Origin of the sequence: Flagellimonas lutimaris (assembly GCF_003581615.1) — a bacterium.
Classification (GTDB): domain Bacteria; phylum Bacteroidota; class Bacteroidia; order Flavobacteriales; family Flavobacteriaceae; genus Flagellimonas; species Flagellimonas lutimaris.
This window is the reverse complement of sequence record NZ_QXFH01000063.1, coordinates 35328-60338: the sequence shown is the minus strand read 5'-3', so window position 1 is coordinate 60338 and position 25011 is coordinate 35328. Positions and strand designations below refer to the sequence as shown.

The following is a 25011-nucleotide window of genomic DNA, read 5'->3' as shown; positions in this document are numbered from 1 at the left end:
TAGGACTCATGAAAAACCTCAATAGAAGAAGTTTTATCCAAAAGACTTCATTGACCGCCGCCGCAGTTTCCATCGCACCTAGTTATTTAAAAGCAAATTCAGAAAGACCCCTGTCATCAACATACATGGGCGGATTTGCAGCACCAAAACTGGAAAAGGTACGTGCTGCTTTTATAGGAGTGGGAGCTAGGGGAGGAACGCATGCTAGGTTTTTTGCCGCTTTGGAAGGAACCGAAGTGGTTGCTATCTGCGATCTCTATGAGGATTTGGTGCAAGAAAAGACACAATGGGTCAAAGAGGCCAGTGGGCCAAATCGACACAAAAATATAGCCCAATACTGGGGTGATGAGGACAAGTGGCGTACTATGCTCAAAGAAGTAAAACCCGATGTGGTGTTTATTGCCACAAACTGGGTGAACCACGCACCGATGGCGATTGGGGCCATGGAACACGGAGCCCATGCCTTTGTTGAAGTGCCTATTGCCATTACGATTCAAGATATGTGGGATATCGTGGATACCAGCGAACGCACCCAAAAACATTGTATGATGTTGGAAAACGTAAACTACAGCCGTGATGAGTTGATGTTCCTAAATATGTGCAGACAAGGAGTAGTTGGTGAAATCTTGCATGGCGAAGCAGCCTACATTCACGAACTGCGTTGGCAGATGGAAGAGCAGGAGCGAGGTACGGGTTCTTGGAGAACACATCATTACGCCAAACGAAATGGAAATTTGTACCCTACCCATGGTTTGGGTCCTGTTGCCCAATACATGAGCTTGGCCAGAAAAGAGGATACATTTGGAAGCTTGGTTTCTTTTTCGACGCCTGCAAGAGGTCGCGAACTCTATGCGGAAAAAAATTATCCCACCAATCATAAATGGAATCAATTGGATTTTAAAGGTGGAGATTTAAATACTTCCATCATAAAAACAACCATGGGTAAGACTATTATGGTACAGTGGGACGAGACCAGTCCACGACCTTATTCCCGATTGAATTTGGTTCAGGGAACTAAGGGAATTTTAGCAGGGTTTCCAACTCGCGTAGCACTGGAAGGTGGAGTAGAAGGGCTTACGGAAGACCACCATTCTTGGGTGCAAGGGGAACAACTCGAAAAATTATATGAAAAATATGACCATCCACTCTACAAACGATTGAACGAAGCTGCCAAAGGAAGTGGGCATGGAGGGATGGACGGAATCATGGTGTACCGCATAATGGAATGCCTGCAAAAAGGGCTCCCGTTGGACCAAAATGTATATGAAGGATGTTTGTGGAGCGCCGTTTCCCCTTTAAGTGAACGCTCAGTAGCAAGTGGGGGTGCGCCACAGCCTTTTCCGGATTTTACTAGAGGAAACTGGAAAGAAACAGCACCACTGGAAATAATAAGTTAAGCAGTCTAGATTAATGATTGAAATAAAAGTTCCGGCCCGAATTTGCTTTTACGGGGACCATCAAGATTATTTGGGATTGCCTGTGATAGCAGGAACCATTGACCGATACATCAATTTAAAAGCAATCCCCAATTCTGATAGAAATTATCTCTTAAGGTTGTTGGATCTAAAGAAAGAATCCTCTATTTCGTTAGACGATGATTTAAAGCATATCCAAGCTGATGATTACTTTAGGTCCGTGATGTCAGTTTTGAAAGGACAGGGTTTTGAATTTGAACAAGGTTATGATGTCGAAATCTCAGGAAACATTCCCGTGAATGCTGGATTGTCCAGTTCTTCCGCTTTGGTGGTGGCCTGGATTCGATTTTTGGTGGCAACACAGGGGAAATCGGAAGAAATAAGTGATTATCAAATTGGAAGGTGGGCCTATGAAGCCGAAGTGTTGTTTTTTAATCAGCCCGGTGGTTTAATGGATCAGTACACCATTGCCCAAAAGGGACTTATTTATATTGATACCCAAAGTGGGGAGAGCACGCGCTTGAGCGCAAATCTGGGAAAACTTTTGGTTGCTGAGTCGGGTGTGCCCAAAAAAACCTTGGAAGTGTTGAAAAATGCTAGAGTGTATGCGCAAAATGCGGTGGATGTGGTTAAAAATGCCAACCCTGAGTTTGAATTGAAACATGCGACATTGGATGACTATGAAAAATATATCGACTTGGTTCCGGAGGAGCTTCAGGGGTATTGGTACTCCACTATTTATAACTATCACATTACGTTAAAAGCAAAAAAAGAGCTGCTGAATCCTAATCCAAATATCCAAGCATTGGGAGAATTAATGAACCAACACCAAATAATTCTTCAAAATGAAATCAAAAACACGCCCCTGAAAATGGTAGAGATGATGAAGGCTGCACGCAATGCTGGAGCTATCGGAACAAAAATAATCGGTTCTGGAGGTGGAGGTTGTATGGTGGCAATGGTAACTGATGATGCAGAGGACCAAGTAAAACAGGCATTTTTGGATAAAGGTGCCAAAGCGGTGTATACCGTAGAATTAACAAGTTGATGGCAATGGAGAATACGAGTTTGATCATTATGGTAGGTGGTGCTTCTTCCCGAATGAAAAAGAGCCTGAAAGCCAAGGAAGATAAAAAGGGGATTATGGACAATATTCCCCATAAAAGTTTAATTCCCGTAGGGAAAAATGAGAGACCGTTCTTGTACTATTTAGTTAGGAATGCAGTTGAAGCGGGTTACACCAAATTGTATCTGATCACCAGTCCAGAAAACCAAGCCTTTCAAAATTTGAAGGATAATGATGGGCTTCCATCTGGAATGGAAGTGTTTCTTGCCATTCAAACCGTGCCAGACGGAAGAGCAAAACCATTGGGTACAGCAGATGCCTTACAACAATGTCTAGACCAATATCCAGAGCTGAAACAGACTACTTTTACCGTTTGTAATGGGGATAATTTATACTCTGTTGGTGCTCTGGAGGATTTACGGAAGAACAGAAAGGCCCTCCATGCCTTAATCAGTTATGGAAGCTCCGGATTTGATTACACTGAAGATCGAATTGCAAAGTTTGCTGTTATGGATATTTCTTCGGATGGATTTCTACAACAAATCATTGAAAAACCAAATGTGGAAGATGTTCCCAAATATAAAGAAGCTTCAGGTGAGCTTCGAGTGAGCATGAACATTTTTAGTTTTTCCGGAGCGGAAATTTATCCATATTTAAAGAATTGTCCTATGGACCCTGTTCGAAATGAAAAAGAATTGCCCAAAGCTGTTGCAATTTTGGTGGGTGAACAACCACGAAGCGTTTTTTGCATACCACGCTCCGAGCACATTCCAGATCTAACGGATGCCAACGATATTCAATTATTTAAAAATTTGGAGTAACTTAATAGCGTATAATCCCATTCTTGCATCGAGCAAAGCTTAAATTTTTGAAATGGAATCGTATGCAACGGCATTGTTATATGCTACACCTTTTTTTATTGGCCTAGTACTTGTTGAAATACTTTACGGCCGTTTTGTAAAAGATCAAAAACACAACCTCATGGATACCGTGAGCAGTCTTAGCTCCGGCTTAACCAATGTGGTGAAAGATTCTTTAGGGCTTGTGCTTATTCTGGTGAGCTATCCTTTTTTATTGGAACATCTCGCATTGATTGAAATCAAGGCAACTTGGTTGGTTTGGGTGGTGGCTTTTATAGTTTTGGACTTTGCAGGCTATTGGAACCATAGATTGAGCCACCATATCAACTTTTTTTGGAACCAGCATGTGATTCATCACAGTAGTGAAGAGTTCAATTTGGCCTGTGCGCTTCGTCAACCTATTTCCAATTTATTGGGTTATTATGCACTTTTATTGGTGCCCGCCGCCCTGTTGGGGGTTCCAAACCAAGTGATAGCTATTTTAGCACCAATACATCTGTTTGCCCAGTTCTGGTACCACACCCAGCATATTGGTAAAATGGGGGTTTTGGAATATGTAATCGTTACCCCATCACAACATCGGGTGCACCATGCTATAAATAAGGAGTATATAGATAAGAACCTTGGACAAATTTTTTGTGTTTGGGACAGGATGTTTGGAACCTTTCAGGAGGAATTGGATGATGTGCCCCCGCAGTATGGTGTACTGAAACCAGCAAACACATGGAACCCCATTATTATAAATTTTCAACATTTATGGCGATTGATCCAAGATGCATGGCGCACTAAAAGTTATTGGGACAAATTGCGCATTTGGTTTATGCCTACGGGTTGGCGACCACAAGATGTAAAAGAGAAATATCCGGTTGCCATTATTGAAAATGTATACAATTTTAGGAAATATCAGCCCAAAACCTCCTCTTTGCTTAAGGCCTATGTCCTTTTTCAATTGATTGTTACTACTTTTTTAATGCTGTTTATGTTCTACAGTTATTCAGAGATTGGTTTTGATGGGCTATTATTGTTCGGAGCTTTCATTTTTGTAGGTATTTATGGATATACCACTTTAATGGATGGTAAAAGTTATGCAGTTTGGATCGAAGTGATTCGGGGAGTAGGGGGAATGGCCTTGATATATTTTACAAACGATTGGTTCGGAATCAATGCGTACTTATCTATAGGGAGCTATGTAGTGGCCCTCTATTTCTTAGTTACGATTTTTGGAGGTATTTACTTTACGTATTTTGAAAAGTCGTTAGCGACGCCAGATTTGGCTTCTTAGAGTGATTTTAGCTCCTTCTCCACCAAGGCAACATATTTTTCCATCGCTTCCTCGACGCTTATTCTTTTCGCTTGAAACAGAGCGTTTGCTTTGAATGCATTGATGAGCGGTGTTCTACTTCCTGGATTGTCAAAGTTCTTGTTGGCAATTTTAAAATAAGCATATAGCTTTAATAACAAATCCGCAGGCAAAGGATCCGTATAGTCGTTAACAAAGTCAACGGCATCGTTAAATCTCTTATGTAGATCTTCACTAATCATCCAATGGTCTTACAGAGGCAATACAAGTACGTGCCCCAACTACTTTTTGGTTCAATTCAACGGTAATGTCACAGTCCAGGGGCAACAATAGATCTACTCTGGAGCCAAATTTAATGAAGCCAGCATCTTCCCCTTGAGTTACCTGTTCACCCTCTTCGGCATAGTTTACGATTCTGCGTGCCATGGCACCAGCTATTTGTCTATAACCTATTTCGCCAAACTTAGGGGTGTGGAGTATAATTGTTGTGCGTTCGTTTTCCGTACTGGATTTTGGGTGCCAGGCCACCAAATACTTACCAGGGTGATATTTTGAATAGGTTACCGTACCACTGGCAGGATAACGGGTCACATGCACATTGGTGGGCGACATGAATATGGATACTTGTTTTCTTTTTTCTTTGAAATACTCTGGTTCATCAACCTCTTCGATTACAACAACTTTGCCATCAACGGGGGCCAAAATTTCATCAAAATTTGGGGTAACCAATCTTTTCGGGTTTCTAAAAAACTGCAGAATGGCTATCAAAACCAAAAGTGCAGCAATTTGAACGGCCATCCGAACCCATTCCACATCAATGTAGTATTGTGCAGCCAAAACGGCAGCTACCACTAGAAAAAAAGTGGTAATTATAATTTTTTGCCCCTCTTTATGAAACATAGGAGAATATATTTAAGATCAAATACGCAAAAGGTGCAGCAAACACCAAGCTATCCAGTCGGTCCCAAATTCCGCCATGCCCCGGTAAAATAGCTCCGCTATCTTTTACTCCGGCCATACGCTTGAACTTTGATTCCAATAAATCGCCCAAACTCCCTGCAACCACTATTAAACAGGCCATAGCCATCCACTCCGTTACCGTAAGTCTTGTTTCGTACCACGATAAAAAATAGGCAGCTACCAGTGCAAAAATAAGACCTCCTGCAGAACCTTCAATGGTTTTTTTTGGAGAAACTGCAGGAAATAGCTTTGTACGGCCCAAAGTTCTTCCCATTAAGTAGGCAAATGTATCATTGACCCATATCAAGATAAAGATGCCCATAATTAAAAATTGGGCAAAACTTTCATGTTTGTAAGGAATCATTGTTAGAAAAATACAACCTCCTCCTATATAAAAAAGGCCGATGATAAATTTTTGAAAGTTGGTGAACTTCCTTGGCTTTTTTGAAAAGAGGAACATCAGTAGGGCAAGATTTACAGCAACCGTACATAGCATTAGTAAGTTGACTGCGGTAGTATCGTTGGTCAAATAAATGAAAACCCACCAGAGGGCGAGATAGGCCACAAAAATGTAATATCCTTTAAGGTGTACAATTCTTTTAAATTCGTACAGGCAAGCAAGACCAAATGCCATGAAAAGGAAGTCGAAGGCATCCGAGCTCAAAAATACCGCACCCAGGAGAAGTACCACATAAATAACCCCGGTAATGGAGCGTCTTAAAATTTCTCTCATGTATTTAGAAATCTTCTAGGAGTAAAAGATATACATTTTTTGAGGCACTTCCGTAAGAAAGAAAGTCATCTTTATTTTCGGGCGTTTGCTGAAAGTGCTTTAAAGTGGTAATGTTATTGGGAATATTTTTTTGATAGCGTTCTTTAATAATTTTAAGTGCTTCACTAATAGAGTCCACCAACTGACTGGTGGTAGCGAAAACCACTAGATTAGAGGGTAATTCGTCTAATTTTTTTTCTTTGATTTGATTGGAACATACCAAAATGGAACCATTATGGGCAACTAAGTGTTCACATGTGGTAAAGAAAATATCACTTTCGCCACGATTTCCCGTAAACTCCAAGTTTTCTGACGCAAAACGGGTTTCCAGCCTTGGGTCCATCGAGAAGAAAAGATGGTTTTGCCAATCGTTTTCCGAAATAATGTTTTTGAGTGCCTCGGAGACTTCGGCAAAGTCTTCACAGTAAATAAACTTTCCACCATTCTTTTTAAAGTAGATGGTGAATTTTTCATCCACAGGAATTTTTAAATCGGGCATATGGTCACCACGGGTTTCCGTGGTTTCCTTGGAAACCTTTTTTCCTCCTCCGAAAAGTTTTTTAAAAACTCCCATTAATGGTTTTGTTCTTTTCTACTGAATCAATATAATTCTTTTGATTAGACTTTACGCAATAATTTTATTTGGCAGGCTCAAGTTCCTCTTCCTCTTTTTCAAAAGGTCTTTGGCCGAAAATCTTCTCCAAATCATCTTTGAAAATAACCTCTTTGTCCAAAAGTCTTTCTGCAAGTTCAGTAAGCTTGTCTTTATTATCATCTAGCAATTGGATAGCCCGTTGATATTGCTTTTCAATCATTTTGGAAATCTCTTGGTCAATTTTCTGGGCTGTTTCCTCACTATAGGGCTTGGTGAACCCGTATTCGTTCTGACCTGATGAATCGTAATAGGTAATGTTACCCAATTCCTCATTTAGCCCATATATCGTTACCATGGCACGAGCCTGTTTGGTAACTTTTTCCAAATCGCTCAGGGCCCCGGTGGATATTTGATCAAACATTACTTTTTCTGCAGCTCTACCACCCATTGTGGCGCACATCTCATCCAGCATTTGTTCTGGACGAACAATTAAACGTTCTTCGGGCAAATACCATGCAGCTCCCAGCGACTGTCCACGAGGAACAATGGTTACTTTTACCAAAGGTGCAGCATGTTCCAACATCCAGCTTACAGTGGCGTGGCCTGCTTCGTGGAATGCAATGGTTTTCTTTTCATTGGGGGTGATGATTTTATTTTTCTTTTCCAGACCACCTACAATTCTATCCACGGCATCCAAGAAATCTTCCTTGGTCACCGCTTTTTTCTCTTTACGGGCAGCGATAAGTGCCGCTTCGTTACAAACGTTGGCAATGTCAGCTCCCGAGAATCCAGGTGTTTGTTTGGCCAAAAAGTCCAAATCCAAGGTTTCGGCAGTCTTAATGGGACGCAGGTGTACTTCGAATATCTCTTTTCTTTCGTTCAGGTCGGGTAGGTCAACATAAATTTGACGGTCAAAACGTCCTGCACGCATCAATGCTTTATCCAATACATCGGCACGGTTGGTCGCAGCCAATACGATTACATTGGTGTTGGTTCCAAAACCATCCATTTCGGTCAATAATTGGTTAAGGGTGTTTTCCCGTTCATCATTGGAACCTGTAAAGTTATTTTTACCCCTTGCACGTCCGATGGCATCAATTTCATCAATAAAAATGATAGCAGGAGATTTGTCCTTTGCTTGTTTGAACAAATCGCGCACCCTTGATGCGCCAACCCCTACGAACATTTCTACAAAGTCGGAACCTGATAGCGAGAAGAATGGCACTTTAGCTTCTCCTGCCACAGCTTTCGCCAATAATGTTTTACCTGTTCCAGGAGGGCCTACCAAAAGGGCTCCTTTGGGTATTTTACCACCTAAGGAAGTGTATTTATCTGGATTTTTAAGGAATTCTACGATTTCCTGGACCTCTTCTTTGGCTCCTTCCAAACCGGCAACATCTTTAAATGATGTGCGGGTATCTGTTTTTTCGTCAAATAGTTTGGCTTTCGATTTTCCAATGTTGAAAATCTGTCCGCCTGCACCACCTCCGGCACCGCCTGACATCCTTCGCATCAGGTAAATCCAGATACCGATAATCAGTGCAAATGGCAACAGGGTTAAGAATATTTCACCGAGCACGTTGGATTCTGTATCGAACTCAACAATGGTATCCAGATTGTTTTCCTTTTTGATTTCAGTGATTTCATTTTGGAAAATCTGAAGATCACCATAATCGAGAACATATTGGGGTACCAGTCCAGATGAAGGTAATAGTGGTTTTTCGGCCACACCTTTATGCACATCTTTCTTTAAAGCTTCCTCGGTGAGGAAAACCTTGGCTTGACGTGTATTGGTAATGATAACGATTTTGGAAATGTCACCGTTGCGTAAAAATTCCTGTAATTCTGATGTTGTGGTTTTTTCTGTACTCGAAAAACTGCTTCCTCCAAAAAATTGGAAGCCAATGATCAAGGCGATTACCACACCATATATCCACCACGAACTAAGACGTGGTTTTTTCGGGGTATTATTTGGATTGTTTTCTTTTGCCATTTTTTTTTAAGAATTGTAACTGCTTTCCACCATAGTAACTTTGGCATCTCCCCAAAGTCCCTCAATGTCATAAAATTCCCTAATATGTTTTTGAAATACATGCACTACAACATTGACATAATCCATCAGCACCCATTCGGCATTTTCAGAGCCTTCGACATGCCATGGCTTGTCGTGAATGGCTTTACTGACCTTTTTTTGGATAGAGGAAACAATTGCATTTACATGCGTGTTGGAAGTACCATTGCAGATGATAAAGTAGTCGCAAACTGTATTTTCGATTTCCCTCAGGTCAAGTAGATTTATATCAACTCCTTTAACATCTTCTATTCCTTCTAAGATTAAGGCAATCAATTCATCTGCGCTAGCTTTCGTTTTCTGCATTCAAAAATTTTAGTTTTTACAAAGTTATGTTTTTTTTGTTTTCTTAGCCCTAGTTTTTAACAAATCATAAAGGCTTGCCATATTGGGAAAACATTTTCAAATACTCAAACTTGATGCCACGGAGTCCACAAATTTATATTTAAAGGATTTGTTGCGTTCTGAAAATCTATCTGATTACACTGTTGTTGTTACTAAGAATCAACTTAAGGGTAGGGGGCAAATGGGAACTTCTTGGCAGTCAGAAGGAGGTAAAAACCTTACCTTCAGTGTGTTAAAAAAATTTGATTCGCTGAATGTCCAATACCAATTTGTTTTGAACATTGCAGTTTCTTTGGCTGTTATTGATACATTGAGTGAACTTTCGGTTCCCAAAGTCAAAGTTAAATGGCCCAACGACATTATGTCAGGTTCCAAGAAAATTTGTGGTATTTTGATTGAAAATGTCTTGAAAGGCGACAAGGTAGGTCATTCCATTATCGGAATTGGCTTAAATGTGAACCAAACTGATTTTGCGAATTTGGATAAAGCATCTTCCTTAAAAGCGATAACGGGCCGTAATTTTAATCTTGATGAGCTTCTTCTTATGATATTGGAACGTATCAGGTTTTATTTTGAGGGAATCGAGGCAAAAACGGTACCTCAATTATTGCCTGCCTACGAAAAGATGCTTTTTAGAAAAGATAAACCATCGACCTTTACAAATGAGCAAGATGAAATGTTTATGGGGTATATCCGTAAGGTGTCACCATCGGGCAAATTGGTACTCGAATTGGAGGATAGGGTTTTTAAAGAATTTGACTTAAAGGAAGTAAGCCTGCTTTACTGACCTATTTTATCCATATTGTTGGACAGCGTTCCCATAAAATTAGTGATAGGTGCCTTGATCATCATGGCCATCATGGCATTGAATTGACCTTCAAAACTTAACGCTACCTCGCTTTCATTCTCTCCTAAAGAAGTGATATCTGCGGTTAAGGTAAACGGAAGTTTATCGCTTGCGGCACCCAGAATCACTTTGTCATTTGGGTTTTGCTCTTTCAACCTAAGCACAATTTCGGGCATACCTTTTAATGCAAATTTGAATGTGTTTTCGTCCAAGACTTCAAATTTGTCAATATTATCCGGCATTAAGGTTTCAAAGTTTTTGATGTCTGTCAAGAACTCAAATACTTCTTTATCGCTTTTGGCTACTTTCTTTTTTGAGGCTTCAATATGCATTGTAAAATTTTATTTCCATTCTTGTGGATTTGATCTCCACTCTAATAATGTCTGTAATTGGTTTTCTTGAATATGGTTGGTTTCCGAAGCTTGCTCAATAAGGTTTTCGTAATCGGATAGGGTATGGAGTTCCACACCTTCTTTTTCAAAATTTTCCGTGGAAACGGGAAACCCGTAGGTAAAAATGGCAATCATTCCTTTAATATCGGCTTTTTGCTCTTTAAGTGCTTTTACTGCGTTAAGGCTGCTGTTGCCCGTGCTGATCAAATCTTCAATGACAACCACACTTTGCCCTGCTTCAAAATACCCTTCAATCTGGTTTTGCCTTCCGTGCTCTTTCGGTTTGGGTCTAACATAAACAAATGGAAGTCCAAGTGCTTCGGCGACTAAAATGCCTACTCCAATGGCCCCCGTAGCTACTCCGGCAATTACATCAGGCTTTCCGTAGAGTTTTTCAACTTGCTTTGCGATTTCTTCCCTTACAAAATTCCTGACCATGGGGTAGGAGAGCATGACCCTATTATCGCAATAAATAGGCGATTTCCAACCTGAAGCCCATGTAAAAGGATTTTCAGGTTCCAACTTTATTGCATTAATTTGTAATAACAGCTCGGCTGTTTTTTTTGCGATACCCTTATCTAAAACCATTGCGCAAATGTATGAAGTTTTTGTTAATGAGGCTCCACTGATTTTAACAAACGAGCGCCCCCAGGATTCCAACGGTAATTTGTTTTCTTTGGATGGTGATTCCATTGTTGAGGCTATTCGACTTTTGTCCAAAAAGAAAATTAAAAAAGCTTATCTGTACCATCCTGATGAACAGAAAATCCTGAAGCTTTTTATGCATAAAATTCCCGTAGTAGTTGCAGGTGGCGGATTTGTAGTAAACAAAAAGGGAAAAGTTCTGTTTATTTACCGAAATGGAAAATGGGATCTGCCCAAAGGAAAAGTAGATAAGGGAGAGTCCATAGAACGCGCAGCAATTCGCGAAGTAGAGGAGGAAACTGGGGTAAAAAACCTTAAGATTGAAAAATTTCTCCATACTACTTTTCATGTATTTAAAAGAAACGGGGAGTACCGATTGAAGCAAACGCATTGGTTCATTATGTCCACTGATTACAAAGGAAAATTGGTGCCGGAAAAATCAGAAGGTATTAAAAGAGTAAAGTGGAAAGGCCCCAAAAAGACCAAAAAAGCATTAAAAAATTCTTACCACAACATTAAGATATTGTTCGAGGATTGGCCTTTTAGTTAGAGAGTAATCCAGAGGCATCAATGTTTTTTGCTATCCTAAAAATGGGGTAGGTAAGGTAAGCTTCCTCAAAATGCTCGGAGCGTTCAAAAATCCAATTTAATTGCGCGTACCAATTGTTGGCAAAATTGAGTTCAGCTTCTTTTTTTGCCTCGAATTCCCGTAATAATAAAGAATCTTTTTGCAACATTTCCAGCGCAACATCTTCAAAAACGTAAGGGGAGAAACCCTCTTTGCGCTGCAGTACGGTATCAAAAAAGTTCCAGTTAAAAAATGAATCTGCACCTTGAGGTTCCAAGGTTTCCATAAGATAGCGAATCCCCGGCTGACGGGTTGGTACCAATAAATCACCTTCTCTAAAATGAACTTTTTTAATGCCTTTGTCCACCTGGGTATTAGAGTGGAGGTAATGACCTTCGTATGGAGCATTCCGAGTATCGTAATTCCTTATTTTATAGGCTTCTACGGAAAGCGCAGTGTCTTTTTTTATGGGTGAATATTGAATTTTATTTGCATCCAATCGTTCAATTACTTTTTTCCAGCTTCTTTTTACAATGTAGGCATCGGGCACTTCAACGGTATCTAATGGGTAAAAATAATCTTGGTAAACTGTCTCCTTGGTAAACGGTTTGTCCCGGTTATATTTTAATCTGGGAAGCCCGGTTACTTCGCTTGTAAATTGTTCCGCTTCGTAACCCTTAAATTTAAGAATGGAACTTTGTGTGGTGTCTACTTGCCAGTTAAAGTAATATTCTGAAAGGTCCAAGTTGTTTTCCAAGGTTTTCTTGCGAAGCACTTTAATGTTCTTGTGTTCTACTTCAACTACTTCGATCAGGCTCTGCATTAAATCATATGTGCCTTCAACACGTTGTTTGTATGGCTTTAGCATATGGGTCTCCACCATTAGGCCCAAGGTGCTCCAAAGTGTTGTGTATCCTGTGGAATATCTTGGGTGATCCATAAATTGACTGAATCCCATTTCTGGCGGTGTATTAAAAACATTGACGTAAGGGGTAATGTCCCACTCCTTCTCGGCCAAGGAATTTTCAAGGCTGGGCATTAGAGTGTCGTGCAGGTATTCTCCCATTTCACCTCCAAGTTTGTTGTGCTGGGTAAAAAGGTGGGTCAAGGTGTATTGGTAATCTGCTCCGTTGCTTACATGGTTGTCGATAAAAACATCGGGTTTTACCATATGAAATATTTGAGCGAACGTCTGGGCATTTTGGGTGTCCATTTTAATGAAATCCCTATTTAAATCATAATTGCGCGCATTTCCTCGGAAACCATATTCCAAAGGGCCGTTTTGGTTGGCCCTTGTGGTGGAGTTTCTATTAAGCGAACCTCCTATGTTGTAGATGGGTATGGTGACCAATACTGTATTTTTGGGCATGGCCAATTTTTTGGTGGCCAAATCTCTATAGAGCATCATTGTGGCGTCTATACCATCGCTCTCACCAGGGTGTATCCCGTTATTGATTAGGATAATGGATTTTTCCTTGCGAATATTTTCGTAGTTAAAATCTCCATCAGGATTAAATGTCACCGTGTGCAAAGGATAGCCACTGTCCGTTTTGCCGATGGTGTGAATGTTTATTTCCGGAAAATCACGTGCAAGGGTAATATAATAATCGATGGTTTGTTGATAGGTAGCCGTTTCCATGCCATCAGAGGATTCATAATGGGTTGGATAGGAGGATTTTTCATCCTGGGTCTCGGATTCACAGGATATAAAAAGGAAAAGGGCCGCTAAAAAAACTATATACTTCAAAATACTTCGGGAACTTTGATTCGCACAAAAACATGTGCTTGGCGGCTTCAAAAATACAGAATATTATAATTTAAGAGGCTATATCCATACAGCCAAGGTCGTTGGCCTCGATTTTAAAAATGGGTTTGTTCTTAAAGTTGAGTGTATAAGGACACCTATTTTTAAAGCCATTCCACTTTTTGTAGTCCAACGGGTCAATCGAGGAGGTGATCATATTGATTGTGATATGTTCTTTTATATCTAATGCAATCAATTCATCAAGAAATTCCCAACCATCCATTATGGGCATGTTTATATCTAAGAAAACGACCTCGGGAATTATTTTTCCTTCTTTCAGCCTTTCTTTGATTGCCTCGTGAGCCTCATGTCCATTTTGAAAAATTTGTATGTCGTCACAACTTGCAACAGACTTCAACATTTTTTTGATGCCAAATACTGTAATGGGGTCATCATCCACGATAAAAATACAACTAACTTTCTTCATTAAAATACACATTAAATGTAGTGCCTTTGTCAACTTCGCTCTGCACTGTTATACTTCCGCCCATGGCTTCAATTTGGTTCTTTACAAGGTATAGACCAAAGCCTTTGGCATCCTTTCTGTTGTGGAATGTTTTGTACATACCAAAAATTTTGTCTCTGTACTTATCCAAATCTATTCCCATTCCATTATCAGAAATGCTCAATAAAACTCCTTCAGTGGATTTTACGGCATTTATGGTAATCAAGAGCGTTCTGTTTGGGCTTTTATATTTGACAGCATTGGAGACAAGGTTTAATATTATGCTGTCTAGGTAAGCGGGAATACAGGATACTTCAATATTTTCTTCAACATTATTTATGATTTGAGAATCGTCCTTGTCCAATAAGGCTGAAAAATTTTCAAGTACCTTAACAATATTATTTTGTAGGTTAAGTGGCTTTTTTGTCTCCGCTGTCTTGGTGTTTATATCTACTACTTGATTAAGGTTGCCCAAGGTTTCCAATAAATTGTCAGAAGCCTGGGTAAGCATATCAATAATACGTTTTCTTTCTTGTGGATCTTTTTCGGAGTTTAAGAATCCTAAAAGCATGGAGAAATTAGCGGAATGCGACCTTAAATTGTGCGAAACGATATGTGCAAAACTGATAAGTTTTTGGTTCTGCATGGAGGTTATGTTGATCAAGTTGCACAGTTCCTCCTGCTTCTTTTTCATGGCGGTGATGTCCAAACTCATGCCTATGAGTCCGCAAACCTTGCCTTCTAAGTCAAAATGCGGGATTTTAGAGGTCAAGAAATGTGTGGTTTTGCCATTAAGCGTACTAACGGTTTCCTTACCTATAATTGGGGTAAGGTTTTTCATGACTTGGATATCTTCTTCTCTTGATATTTGTGCATCTTTCTCTCCATAGAGGTCAAAATCGGTCTTGCCTATGAGTTCTTCAACCCTTTTATCGAAGTAGTTGCACTCACCTTTGTTTACCAATACCTTTCTGGACTCTAGGTCTTTTACATAAACGTTCAATGGAAGACTATCTACCAATGTAGAAAGTAATTGCTGGTGTTCTTTTATCCTGGTCTCGGCTATTTCTTGATCGTGAATATCTTTGATTGTCCCGAATACTTTTATGACTTTTCCATCTTTTACAAAAGGTTTTCCAGTTATTCGCACCCATCTTTCTTCACCATTAAAGGTTACAATCATTAATTTCGTGTTGTATGATTGGTTGCTGGCAATCGCTTTGTGAAAAAGCATGGAAACCTTATTCTGACTATATCCTGGTTTAAAAAAGTTAATGGCTTCTATCGTAGTGGGTTCAAAGCAGTCGGGAACTTGGTGTATTCGTTTTGTTTCCTTGCACCAAGAAAGTTCTTCTGTTTGCACGTTAAATTCCCACCACCCAGTTTCAGATACTTCGACCTTAGTTTCCAAAATATTGTTCAACCAGTCAATTTGTTGTTCTTTTTGAACTTCAGGGGTAATGTCGTCGGTCTGGATGATGGTTCCAATTACATTTTCTTTTTCATCGAACCAAGGAGCAAAATAACTTTTCAAATAGCGGGTACCATCGGTATTTTCTATTTTATGTTGAAGAGAGAACGACTTATTTTCTTTAAGTCTTCTTTTTAGATCTGGAATTTCTGAGTACAATAAGGAAACTTTAGTTTTGGTAGTTTCATCTTGTGGAGGCAAACCAAAAATGTCGAGCCAAGAGCAGGATGCATCGAGCAAGATTCCTTTCTTACAAAGAAGGGCTGTTGCCTTGGGCAATTGTTTAAGTAAATAAAATTGGTCAACTTTTTTAACTGCTTTCAAAACTAGGGGGATGTTTAAAAACGTTATTTCTCTAAGAAATTTCTGACCAAAGTATAATTATTGGTTATTTTGTAAGATTTATTGTTGTGAAAACACTTATTAATGTGGTATTCGCTCAATTAAGGCATGTTATGCTAAAATATAAATGAAAGAAATTACTTACCAATAGTTTTGACCGACGTGATTTTACCGTGTTCTTATTTGACGAAAACGGTATCCGGAACCAATCCGGTGTAGTCACCTCCATTTCTAATAACATCTCGTACTATAGAAGAACTGATGTAGGATTTGCCAGAGGAAGTCAATAGAAAAACAGTCTCAATTTCAGAAAGTTTTCGATTGGTATGAGCAATGGCTTTTTCAAATTCGAAATCCGCTGGATTCCTTAATCCCCTCAAAATAAAATTGGCATCTATTTTTTTGCAAAAGTCAACTGTCATTCCCTTATAGGTGGTCACTTTTATTTTTGGCTCGTCTTTAAAAGCCTCTTCAATAAACTTAACACGTTCCTCCAATGAGAACATATATTTTTTATCTGCGTTTATTCCAATGGCTATGACCAATTCATCAAAAAGAGTGACACCTCTTTTTATAATATCATAATGTCCTAAAGTAAGTGGGTCAAAGGACCCGGGGAACAGTGCACGTCTCATGTTGTGGAATAAAGTTTTTTAAAAATAAGGTTTCTATCGCAAAGCTTCAACAATCGCACTATCAAAAAGCTCCTCGAGGGAAATTCCTGCTGTTTTTGCCTGTTGAGGCAGAAGGCTCTCCTCGGTAAGTCCAGGGGTAGTGTTTACTTCCAGAAGATGTGGCTCATCACCAATAAAAATAAACTCACTTCGGGTAAATCCTTTTAATCCTAACATTTTATAGATGTGCTCTGCTAACTTTTTGACATTCGATTCCTGTGTCGCGGTTATTCGAGCAGGAGTAATTTCTTTTGATTTGCCCATGTATTTGGCCTCAAAATCAAAAAAATCGTTTTCTGAGATGATTTCGGTCGCTGGCAGAACAGTAACTTCATTATTGTAGGTGATAACGCCGACAGAAACTTCCGTACCGTCCAGAAAAGATTCGATAATGATTTGGGTATCCTCTTTAAATGCGCTTTCGATAGCATTGCCCAGATCTTCTTTTTTGTGCACTTTGGAAACCCCGTAGCTACTACCGGCCCTGTTGGCCTTTACAAAACAAGGAAGCCCTACTTTGTCCGCGATGGCATTCTCGTCAACCGATTGGCCTTTATTCAAAAAATAAGAAGTGGCACAAGGCACTCCATAAGGTTTGAGTGTACTTAACAAGTCACGTTTATTAAAAGTGAGCGCTGCCTCATAATGGTTGCAGGAAGTTTGTGGAATCCCCAACAGTTCAAAGTAAGCTTGCATTAAGCCATCTTCTCCTGGTGTTCCGTGTATGGCATTGAAAACACAATCAAATTGAATCTTTACACCATCAACATGGATACTGAAATCAGATTTCTCAACAGGATGCTCTTGATTCTCATCATCTAGATAAAACCATTTTTCTTTGGTTATGACGATTCGGTATGCACTGTATTTTTTTGCATCCAGATATTTGAATACTACATTTCCGCTTTTAATGGAAATATTATGCTCGCTGGAATAGCCGCCCATTATGATGGCAATGTTCTTTTTCATTGACTTGTAAAATATCGCAAAGCCAAAATAAAGAAAAAAGGGTTGGCTTTCCTATATTTGTCCCGTTAAGGTGAACTACATGAAAAATTTTTTCAACTTTTTAAAAAGTAAGACTTTTTTAATCCAGCTTGGATTAGCCGCAGTGGCAGTTCTGGTTTTGGTATTTGTTGCCTTGCAATGGCTCAAGGGTACAACTAACCATGGTGAATTTGTGGAAGTGCCCAATTTTTCGAAGATGTCGGTAATGGAGATGCGAGAGGCAGTTGAGGAAGCCGGTTTACGATATCAAGTGTTGGACTCCTCAGATTTTAATCCAGATTATCCAAGATTTTCCATATTGGACCAAAACCCGCCAGCGGGGAATAAGGTAAAGACCAACCGTAAAATATATTTTACGGTAAACCCATCGGGATACAAAAAGGTGACCGTGCCGGATATTGTCCAAGTAACCCAACGTAATGCATCATCCATGCTAAAAGCCGTAGGCTTGGAAGTGGAACGTGTAACTTACATAGATGAACTGGGCAAGGACATGGTCTACAGAATGAAATACAAAGGGAAGTATATAAAGCCCGGAGATAAATTGCCCAAAACCTCCAAAGTGGAGCTGATATGTGGAAACGGAACTATTCCCGGCAGCGCTAGGGTGAAGGCAGACTCCAATTAATCATGGATACATCAGATAATCAAGATGAACTATCTCAGGATGACCTCTATGAGCATCATGCTTTTGTGGCCTCGAAAGGCCAAGAGCCCTTGCGCGTGGATAAATTCTTGATGAACTTTATAGAGAACGCCACCCGGAATAAAATTCAACAAGCCGCTAAAAAGGGGCATATTTGGGTAAACGGTTCCATTGTAAAACAAAATTACAAGGTAAAAGCCGGGGATGAGGTAAAGGTGATGTTCGAACATCCACCTTATGAGTTTTTACTGACTCCGGAAGACATTCCTTTGGATATTGTTTATGAGGATGATGTGCTTCTGGTTGTTAATAAACCAGCCGGCATGGTGGTGCATCCTGGCCACGGGAATTATTCGGGAACCTTGATCAATGCACTTGTTTACCATTTTGAAAACTTGCCCAATAACAGTTCGGACAGACCCGGTTTGGTGCACCGGATAGATAAGGATACATCAGGATTATTAGTAATCGCCAAAACAGAGTCGGCAATGACCCATTTGGCACAGCAGTTTTTCGATAAGAGTAGTGAGCGGGAATACGTGGCCTTGGTTTGGGGCAATGTGGAAGAAGACGAAGGAACCGTTGAAGGACATATCGCCCGGAATCCCAAAAATCGTCTCCAGATGATGGTATTTCCCGATGGCGACGAGGGCAAAGAAGCGGTTACCCACTACAAAGTATTGGAACGTTTTGGCTATGTTACCTTAATTTCCTGTAAGTTGGAAACTGGAAGAACCCATCAAATTAGGGTTCACATGAAATATATTGGCCACACTTTGTTCAATGATGAACGTTATGGTGGCGACAAGATTTTAAAGGGCACCACTTTTACCAAATACAAACAGTTTGTGGAGAATGCCTTTAAAGTGTTGCCTAGGCAAGCTTTGCATGCCAAAACCCTTGGTTTTGAGCATCCTGTTACGGGTGATTTTATGCGTTTTAATTCTGAACTGCCCGAGGATATGGTGAACTGCATTGAAAAGTGGCGAGGATATTCCAAACATCACGAATCATAGTTTTCTTCAATCTTAAGATTGAAAACACCTTTGGAATACCCTTCCAAAAAAGTAAAATCCTCGTTATTTTTACAAAAATTAGAATAAGATGAAAATTGTGATATCTCCAGCAAAGTCGCTTGATTATGATACGGCTTTGCCCACATCAAAATATAGTCAGCCCCAATTTTTGGAACAAGCGGAAAAATTGAACTCCGTTTTGAGAAAGAAAAAGCCAAAGGCGTTGTCGGAACTGATGTCCATTTCGGATAAACTGGCAGATCTGAATTGGGAGCGTAACCAACAATTTTCATTGCCTTTCACCGAAGATAATGCCCGACCAGCCATTTATGCATTTAATGGTGATGTGTATCAAGGGTTGGATGCTTACACCATCCCAGAAGACAAATTGGACCGCTTGCAAGACACCTTGCGAATCCTGTCTGGTCTGTACGGTGTTTTAAAACCTTTGGATTTGATGCAGCCTTACCGATTGGAAATGGGTACACAACTGAAAGTGGGTCGTAAAAAGAACCTGTACGAGTTTTGGAAAGGCCAAATCACCGAATCCTTGAACAATGAATTAAAGGATGACGAATTGTTTGTAAATCTGGCCAGCAACGAATACTTCGGCGCTGTAGATGATAAAAATCTTAAGGTGCCAGTAATTGCTCCAGTGTTTAAGGATTGGAAAAATGACAAACTCAAAGTCATTAGTTTTTATGCCAAAAAAGCACGAGGTTCCATGGTGAGATACATTTTGGATACTGGGGCCGAAACATTGGACGATATCAAAAATTTTGACTACGACGGATATCTGTACAGCGAAGAACATACGGTAAAGAAAAACGAACCCGTATTCATCCGATAAAAACTTTGGTAAAATCCGAAGTAATCTTTAAGTTATAGTCGACAAGGCATGTTGTTACGATTAAAGTGCACATGCCTTAAATTGTGATACACTTAAAATTAACCCTGAGGTTATACATTATTCACGACCTTTGAGTGTTTGTCTATTTTTAAACTAACATAAAACATATTCATGCAGCAGCAGACTAAACGGTTAGAAGAATTTAAAAAATCGGTAACCAATAAATTCAATATCTATAATAGCCTTTTCTTGAGCTTGCCCTACAAGAATGTCGAAAATGTTGGGATTCTCATCCCGCTTTTACTCGATCAGTGCGAAAAAGGACTTAAGGAGGGTAAAGAGCCACAAGAGATATTAGAGGTGTTCTTTTCCAATTTTGTAGATATTCAAGATGAGCGGGAACGATTGGATTTTATGTTCAGAATTGTGCAGTATGTAGAACGCCAAGTGGTGTTGTACGATAGTGTGGAAGATTCTGCCTTTCCCAAACTGCAAGAATACAGTAGTTCGTTGACCATCAAGGATTATTTTGAACTGGTGAACCGTACCAAAAATTGGGACAAGGTCTCCAAAAAATTGTCAACTTTTAGTGCGCGCATTGTTTTAACGGCTCACCCTACGCAGTTCTACACGCCAGCTGTTTTGGATATTATCGCAGAACTACGCTCGTTGATTGATGAAGATAGAATTCATGATATTGATGTTACTCTTCAACAATTGGGATTGACATCCTTGATCAATGCAAAAAAACCAACGCCCTTGGATGAGGCGAAAAACATTATCTATATTCTTCGTAACACGTATTATGATGCTGTTGGAGAATTGTACCAGTATGTAAAAAGCAATATTAGGGACGATAAGTTTGAGAACTACGACCTTATGAAACTGGGATTCTGGCCAGGGGGTGACCGTGACGGAAACCCGTTTGTAACAGCGGACATTACCAAACAAGTAGCCGATGAATTAAGGTTGACCCTAATGAAGTGCTACTATAATGAATTGAAGAACCTCCGTAAAAAATTGACCTTTAAAGGAATGCAAGGAGAGCTTAATGAGTTGAGCGGTAAATTGTATCAAGCTATGTTCGACCCCAATGCACCGATTTCCTATGAAGGAATTGTTGAGCATTTGAGTTCGGTTCGGGAAAATTTGATTGAGTATTATCACGGGTTGTATTTGGATGAACTGGATCAGTTTATTGATAAGGTACATATCTTCAAAACACATTTTGCCACCTTGGATATTCGCCAAGACCATAGCAAGCATGCATTGGTAGTGGAAACGGTATTGAAAAAACAAGGAGTCATCAAAGAAAGTATTAAGGAGCTCAAGGAAAAAGAGTTGGTCAACTTGCTGCTTAGGGAAGACTTTAAATTAAATCCAAAGGATTTTGATGATGAAATTGTAAAAGATACCATTGTCAACATTCAAAATTTAAAGGCAGTACAGGAGAAGAACGGAGAAGATGGATGTAATCGCTATATCATCAGTAATTCTGAAGATATTTTTTCCGTATTGTTTGTGTTCGGATTGTTCAGATGGTGTGGTTGGGACGAGAAAGAAATTACTTTTGATATTGTTCCCTTATTCGAGACCATGAACGGTATGGACGCTTCGGAAGAAGTGATGCAAACCTTGTTCGATATTCCACAGTATAGACAACACCTTGAACGAAGAAGGGATATTCACACCATAATGCTTGGCTTTTCTGACGGTACCAAAGATGGTGGTTACCTAAAAGCCAACTGGTCCATATTAAAGACCAAAGAAACGTTGAGCAAAGTCTGCAAGAAAAATGGCGTTAGCGCTATTTTCTTTGACGGTAGAGGAGGGCCGCCGGCAAGGGGTGGAGGTAAAACCCACAAATTCTATGCTGCCCAGACAAAAGATGTGGCCAATCATGAGATACAGCTTACCATTCAGGGGCAGACGATTACCAGTACCTATGGCACCAAGGAGCAGTTTATTCATAATTCCGAGCAGTTGCTCACTGCGGGGCTAAGCAATAATCTTTTTGGTAAGGAACATACGATTTCTGCCTCCCAGCGAAAACTGATTGAAGAACTCTCTGAACTCAGTTTTGATAAATATGATGCCCTAAAACAGCATGAGAAATTTATCCCATACTTGGAAAATAGGAGTACCCTAAAATATTATACTAAAGCAAATATTGGTAGTAGGCCGGGAAAACGTGGCAACAAAAAACAATTGACATTGTCGGACCTTCGTGCCATTTCGTTTGTAGGTTCTTGGAGCCAGTTGAAACAAAATGTCCCCGGTTATTTTGGGTTGGGTTCTGCTATTCAGCAAATGAAAGAAGAAGGACGATTAAATGAGGTGAAAAAACTTTATAAAGAGGTCCCTTTCTTTAAAGCTTTGATGTTGAATAGTATGATGTCCTTGGCAAAATCCAATTTTGACTTGACCAATTACATGAAGGATGATCCCGAGTTTGGTGATTTCTGGAATATTCTGCACGATGAATTCCAATTGTCCAAAAAGATGTTGTTGCAGATTTCGGGTCTTAAAATTTTGATGGAGGACGAAGCCGTTTCTAGGGAGTCGGTGAAAATCAGGGAAAAGATTGTGTTGCCGTTGTTGGTGATTCAGCAAAACGCGCTGTACCACATCACCCAAAATTCGGAATACAAAGAACTCTACGAAAAGATTGTTACCCGTTCATTGTACGGAAACATCAACGCTAGTAGGAATTCGGCATAGGAAAAAGACTTTGGGGTCAAAACTATTTAAGCATACTCATCCATACGAACCTTTTTTGTTGCACAAGGCCACAAAATTAATTGTGGGCACTTTGCCGCCACCCCGTTTTACCACGGGAGAGCTAAAGCCACAGGACGTAGATTTCTGTTACGGAAGTTGTAATGGACAACTTTGGCCCATTTTAGATAGAATCTTCGATTTGGGATTGAAATATGAAACCGCAAAGGAAGCGGTAGAACAACGAAAGTGTTTTTTGATTGAAAACAAAATTGGGGTCTGCGATATTGTCCAAAGTGCGGAGCGAGAAAAAATTGATGCCTCGGATTTGGGAATGCAAAATGTGGTGCTTCGGGATTTAGTAGGGTACCTCCAAAAATACCCTAATATCGAGACTCTTTTGTTCACTGGCGGTAACAGTAAAAATGGTCCAGAATACTTCTTTCGAAAACAACTTAAAGAGCACGGATTAAAATTAGAGGTCGTTTCTAACGAGGTGCCACGAATCCATCATTTGGAGTTGCCTGTCACTTCGAGCGGAGTCGAGAAGTTTAGAACAGTCAAAACCGTTTCTTTAACCGCTCCCTCGGGAGCAGCCAATAGAGCTGTGGGTAGTTTACAAGCCTATAAAGATTTAAAAAGCAAAAACCCTGATTTCAATACGGTTGACTTCAGGGTAATGCAGTATCGGGAGTTTTTTTAGTTCATTTCAGAAGAAAGAACCCCATAAAAAGCCTTAATTCCATAGGCCAACTGGCCAATTTTTATGTTCTCGTTGGGGCTATGCTGGTTGTTGTCTGGATTTACCACAGGAACAATAAATGCAGGAATCTTTAATTCGTTTATAAAAGGTGAAATCGGTACGGTGCCACCCATGGTGCGTATCTGAATTACCTCTTCACCAAAGCTTTGATTCAAGGTGTTGACAATAAATTTACCGTAGGGATTGTCCAAGTCGGTACGAAAGGCATCGGTAACGCTGCCTTCCTCGACAGTTACAATTTTATCAAACCGCATACGCTCTTCTTTGGAAGGGACATGATCTAAAACGTTGTATCCTTGTTTTGCAATGTATTCCTTTACCAATTTCTTTAAACGATTACCATCGCTTTCTACAACTAAACGTAAATCCAGTTCGGCTGTGGCACTTTCGGGAACAATGGTTCGTGCCTTGTCGCCAACCCAGCCAGAGCCTAATCCGCGAATGTTCAAGGATGGGTATTGTAAGGCTTCTTGATAATAGCCCCCTACTTTTTCTGCCGTTTTAAACTGTAGCTTCTCCGCTATGGCCTCGTCACTGTCTGGAACACTTTTTAAAATGGAATCCGTGCTTTCGTCAATGGAAATACCATCATAATATCCCGGAATGGTCACTCTACCTTCGGCATCTTTCATGGTGGCCAGTAATTGTGCCAATTGGAATCCAGGGTTAGGCGCATAATTACCATAGTGTCCACTGTGTTGTGGTTTAATAGGACCATAAGTCGTCAGGGTAAGGGTTGTAATACCGCGACAACCATAAACGACAGTTGGGTTTTCCGAAGCGTGAACAGGTCCGTCAACAATCATCAAAAAATCGGACTCCAATAGTTCGCGATATTGTTTTACGGCGGCAGGTAAAGGTTTACTGCTTTTTTCTTCTTCGCTATCCAAAATCACCTTCACATTGAAAGGAATTTCCTTGCGATCTTTCTTTAACAAATCCATAGCGTTCAAGAGCATCACAATAGGTGATTTATCATCAGAAGTTGATCTTCCGAACAACCGCCAATCATAGTTAATATCATCTCCCAACTCATCAAAGGAAACCGTCTCAAAACCTTCATCTTTTGGTGCTTTTAAAACCACTTGGTAGGGATTAGGTTGGTCCCATTTGGATGGATCGACAGATTGGCCATCAAAATGCATGTAAATAAGAACGGTTGGTTTGTCCTCACTAACAGGCGTGGCGGCAAAAAACAAGGGAAGCCCTTCTGTGTCCAAAACAGCGGTGTTAAAACCTCTATCACCGAATTTGCGCTTCAACCACATAATGTTTCGGTCGATATCGGCTGCATCCAAGGCATCGTTGGGAATGGCAATAAATTCTCGAATCTCGTTAATGGCATCGGCCACTTGAGATTTTACAGCAACATCATCTTGTGCAAAAAGGGAAAAAGTAAGGAATAGGGAAACAAGGGATAGCGTTTTCTTCATGAGAC

25 protein-coding genes are annotated in these 25011 nt (G+C 40.1%); 11 read left to right on the top strand and 14 right to left on the bottom strand.

All coding sequences use genetic code 11. The features are described from left to right. Positions 1-8 precede the first annotated feature (8 nt). The 4 genes from D2V08_RS02110 to D2V08_RS02095 are packed head-to-tail and all read left to right on the top strand — an operon-like array spanning position 9 to position 4623. Positions 9-1397 carry a Gfo/Idh/MocA family protein gene (locus D2V08_RS02110; protein WP_119606461.1) on the top strand — a complete coding sequence of 463 codons (1389 nt, stop codon included), beginning with the start codon at positions 9-11 and terminating at the stop codon, positions 1395-1397. Between the two features lie 13 nt (positions 1398-1410). Then, positions 1411-2463: a GHMP family kinase ATP-binding protein gene (locus D2V08_RS02105; RefSeq protein WP_119606460.1), complete on the top strand. Its 1053-nt coding sequence runs from the start codon at positions 1411-1413 to the stop codon at positions 2461-2463. 5 nt (positions 2464-2468) lie between these two features. Next, complete coding sequence (locus tag D2V08_RS02100; protein WP_245980471.1) at positions 2469-3302, top strand: sugar phosphate nucleotidyltransferase; 834 nt, start codon at positions 2469-2471, stop codon at positions 3300-3302. Between the two features lie 52 nt (positions 3303-3354). Then, positions 3355-4623, top strand: a complete 1269-nt coding sequence (locus tag D2V08_RS02095) for a sterol desaturase family protein (RefSeq protein WP_119606458.1) — start codon at positions 3355-3357, stop codon at positions 4621-4623. On the opposite strand, the gene D2V08_RS02090 is transcribed toward D2V08_RS02095, so the two are convergent. From D2V08_RS02090 to rsfS, 6 genes are all read right to left on the bottom strand, one after another. After that, a complete protein-coding gene (locus tag D2V08_RS02090) occupies positions 4620-4883 on the bottom strand; it encodes an acyl-CoA-binding protein (protein WP_119606457.1) in 264 nt (87 codons plus the stop codon). The two genes, D2V08_RS02095 and D2V08_RS02090, sit on opposite strands and share 4 nt — an antisense overlap. Beyond that, a complete protein-coding gene (locus D2V08_RS02085) occupies positions 4876-5541 on the bottom strand; it encodes a phosphatidylserine decarboxylase family protein (RefSeq protein ID WP_119606456.1) in 666 nt (221 codons plus the stop codon). The genes D2V08_RS02090 and D2V08_RS02085 overlap by 8 nt, the downstream gene beginning before the upstream one ends. Continuing rightward, complete coding sequence (locus D2V08_RS02080; RefSeq protein ID WP_119606455.1) at positions 5531-6334, bottom strand: phosphatidate cytidylyltransferase; 804 nt, start codon at positions 6332-6334, stop codon at positions 5531-5533. The genes D2V08_RS02085 and D2V08_RS02080 overlap by 11 nt, the downstream gene beginning before the upstream one ends. Positions 6335-6338: 4 nt before the next feature. Continuing rightward, positions 6339-6947: an LUD domain-containing protein gene (locus D2V08_RS02075; protein WP_119606454.1), complete on the bottom strand. Its 609-nt coding sequence runs from the start codon at positions 6945-6947 to the stop codon at positions 6339-6341. Positions 6948-7011: 64 nt separating this feature from the next. Beyond that, on the bottom strand, positions 7012-8961 hold the full coding sequence (gene ftsH / locus D2V08_RS02070) for an ATP-dependent zinc metalloprotease FtsH (RefSeq protein WP_119606453.1): 1950 nt from the start codon (positions 8959-8961) through the stop codon (positions 7012-7014). A 6-nt stretch (positions 8962-8967) separates the two neighbouring features. Continuing rightward, on the bottom strand, positions 8968-9345 hold the full coding sequence (gene rsfS, locus D2V08_RS02065; RefSeq protein WP_100817468.1) for a ribosome silencing factor: 378 nt from the start codon (positions 9343-9345) through the stop codon (positions 8968-8970). A gap of 82 nt (positions 9346-9427) precedes the next feature. Here rsfS and D2V08_RS02060 point away from each other — a divergent pair, with 82 nt between their 5' ends. After that, the gene (locus tag D2V08_RS02060; protein WP_119606452.1) at positions 9428-10171 is read left to right on the top strand and encodes a biotin--[acetyl-CoA-carboxylase] ligase; all 744 of its coding nucleotides are present in this window, start codon (positions 9428-9430) and stop codon (positions 10169-10171) included. On the opposite strand, the gene D2V08_RS02055 is transcribed toward D2V08_RS02060, so the two are convergent. Beyond that, positions 10165-10563 carry an SRPBCC family protein gene (locus D2V08_RS02055; RefSeq protein ID WP_119606451.1) on the bottom strand — a complete coding sequence of 133 codons (399 nt, stop codon included), beginning with the start codon at positions 10561-10563 and terminating at the stop codon, positions 10165-10167. The two genes, D2V08_RS02060 and D2V08_RS02055, sit on opposite strands and share 7 nt — an antisense overlap. Positions 10564-10572: 9 nt before the next feature. After that, complete coding sequence (gene pyrE / locus D2V08_RS02050) at positions 10573-11211, bottom strand: orotate phosphoribosyltransferase (RefSeq protein ID WP_119606450.1); 639 nt, start codon at positions 11209-11211, stop codon at positions 10573-10575. Positions 11212-11218: 7 nt separating this feature from the next. Here pyrE and D2V08_RS02045 point away from each other — a divergent pair, with 7 nt between their 5' ends. Then, the gene (locus D2V08_RS02045) at positions 11219-11818 is read left to right on the top strand and encodes an NUDIX hydrolase (RefSeq protein WP_119606449.1); all 600 of its coding nucleotides are present in this window, start codon (positions 11219-11221) and stop codon (positions 11816-11818) included. Here the strand turns inward: D2V08_RS02045 and D2V08_RS02040 are convergent. From D2V08_RS02040 to D2V08_RS02020, 5 genes are all read right to left on the bottom strand, one after another. After that, positions 11811-13583 (bottom strand): M14 family metallopeptidase, encoded by a 1773-nt coding sequence (locus D2V08_RS02040; protein ID WP_119606448.1) that lies wholly within the window; start codon positions 13581-13583, stop codon positions 11811-11813. The two genes, D2V08_RS02045 and D2V08_RS02040, sit on opposite strands and share 8 nt — an antisense overlap. A 70-nt stretch (positions 13584-13653) precedes the next feature. Next, on the bottom strand, positions 13654-14067 hold the full coding sequence (locus tag D2V08_RS02035) for a response regulator (protein WP_245980470.1): 414 nt from the start codon (positions 14065-14067) through the stop codon (positions 13654-13656). Then, the gene (locus D2V08_RS02030) at positions 14054-15880 is read right to left on the bottom strand and encodes a PAS domain-containing sensor histidine kinase (protein WP_119606446.1); all 1827 of its coding nucleotides are present in this window, start codon (positions 15878-15880) and stop codon (positions 14054-14056) included. The genes D2V08_RS02035 and D2V08_RS02030 overlap by 14 nt, the downstream gene beginning before the upstream one ends. A 197-nt stretch (positions 15881-16077) precedes the next feature. Beyond that, positions 16078-16533: a pantetheine-phosphate adenylyltransferase gene (gene coaD / locus D2V08_RS02025; RefSeq protein ID WP_119606445.1), complete on the bottom strand. Its 456-nt coding sequence runs from the start codon at positions 16531-16533 to the stop codon at positions 16078-16080. Positions 16534-16566: 33 nt separating this feature from the next. Continuing rightward, the gene (locus tag D2V08_RS02020; RefSeq protein ID WP_119606444.1) at positions 16567-17541 is read right to left on the bottom strand and encodes a D-alanine--D-alanine ligase; all 975 of its coding nucleotides are present in this window, start codon (positions 17539-17541) and stop codon (positions 16567-16569) included. Positions 17542-17620: 79 nt separating this feature from the next. Here D2V08_RS02020 and D2V08_RS02015 point away from each other — a divergent pair, with 79 nt between their 5' ends. The 5 genes from D2V08_RS02015 to D2V08_RS01995 all read left to right on the top strand — a co-directional run bounded on the left by D2V08_RS02015 (position 17621) and on the right by D2V08_RS01995 (position 23513). After that, positions 17621-18208: a PASTA domain-containing protein gene (locus tag D2V08_RS02015; RefSeq protein ID WP_119606443.1), complete on the top strand. Its 588-nt coding sequence runs from the start codon at positions 17621-17623 to the stop codon at positions 18206-18208. Positions 18209-18210: 2 nt separating this feature from the next. After that, positions 18211-19242 (top strand): RluA family pseudouridine synthase, encoded by a 1032-nt coding sequence (locus tag D2V08_RS02010; RefSeq protein ID WP_119606442.1) that lies wholly within the window; start codon positions 18211-18213, stop codon positions 19240-19242. 88 nt (positions 19243-19330) lie between these two features. Further along, the gene (yaaA, locus tag D2V08_RS02005; protein ID WP_119606441.1) at positions 19331-20092 is read left to right on the top strand and encodes a peroxide stress protein YaaA; all 762 of its coding nucleotides are present in this window, start codon (positions 19331-19333) and stop codon (positions 20090-20092) included. A gap of 171 nt (positions 20093-20263) precedes the next feature. Further along, positions 20264-22813, top strand: a complete 2550-nt coding sequence (locus D2V08_RS02000) for a phosphoenolpyruvate carboxylase (protein WP_119606440.1) — start codon at positions 20264-20266, stop codon at positions 22811-22813. 10 nt (positions 22814-22823) lie between these two features. Then, on the top strand, positions 22824-23513 hold the full coding sequence (locus tag D2V08_RS01995; protein WP_119606439.1) for a uracil-DNA glycosylase family protein: 690 nt from the start codon (positions 22824-22826) through the stop codon (positions 23511-23513). On the opposite strand, the gene D2V08_RS01990 is transcribed toward D2V08_RS01995, so the two are convergent. Next, entirely contained in the window at positions 23510-25006 is a 1497-nt protein-coding gene (locus D2V08_RS01990) for a M20/M25/M40 family metallo-hydrolase (protein WP_119606438.1), read from the bottom strand. The genes D2V08_RS01995 and D2V08_RS01990 overlap by 4 nt on opposite strands. Between the last annotated feature and the right edge of the window lie 5 nt (positions 25007-25011).